Annotated in this window: 1 protein-coding gene; it reads left to right on the top strand. The window is 70.5% G+C overall.

The genetic code is table 11. The annotated features are described in order from the left end of the window. Window positions 1–610, top strand: a 610-nt coding sequence (bioB, locus tag KDK95_RS34820; RefSeq protein WP_212522618.1) for a biotin synthase BioB, incomplete at its 5' end; no start/stop codon positions are given. Between the last annotated feature and the right edge of the window lies 1 nt (window position 611).

The following is a 611-nucleotide window of genomic DNA, read 5'->3' as shown; positions in this document are numbered from 1 at the left end:
TGTCGCGGCGATCAAGGAGGCCGTGGACATCAACGTGGCCGCGTCGCTCGGCATGCTCACCCAGGAGCAGGTGGACGAGCTCGCCGAGATGGGCGTGCACCGGTACAACCACAACCTGGAGACGGCGCGCTCGTACTTCACCGAGGTGGTCACCACGCACACCTGGGAAGAGCGCTGGGACACGCTGCGGATGGTGCGCGACGCGGGCATGGAGGTCTGCTGCGGCGGCATCGTCGGCATGGGCGAGACCCGGGCCCAGCGCGCGGAATTCGCCGCGCAACTCGCCGAGCTGACCCCGGACGAGGTGCCGCTGAACTTCCTCAACCCGCGCCCGGGCACCCCGTTCGGCGACAAGGAGCCCCTCGAAGCGAAGGAGGCGCTGCGCACGATCGCCGCGTTCCGCTTGGCGCTGCCGCGCACGATCCTGCGCTACGCGGGCGGCCGCGAGATCACCCTCGGCGACCTCGGCACCGAGCAGGGCCTGCTCGGCGGCATCAACGCCGTGATCGTGGGCAACTACCTGACCACGCTCGGCCGCCCGGCGACCGCGGACCTGGAGCTGCTGGACAAGCTCTCCATGCCGGTGAAGGCGCTCTCCGCCACCCTCTGAC

The sequence above is a fragment of the Actinospica acidithermotolerans genome (assembly GCF_018139625.1).
Taxonomy (GTDB): Bacteria; Actinomycetota; Actinomycetes; order Streptomycetales; family Catenulisporaceae; genus Actinospica; species Actinospica acidithermotolerans.
The sequence above is the reverse complement of the archived record's forward strand: the minus strand, read 5'-3'. Positions and strand labels throughout refer to the sequence as shown.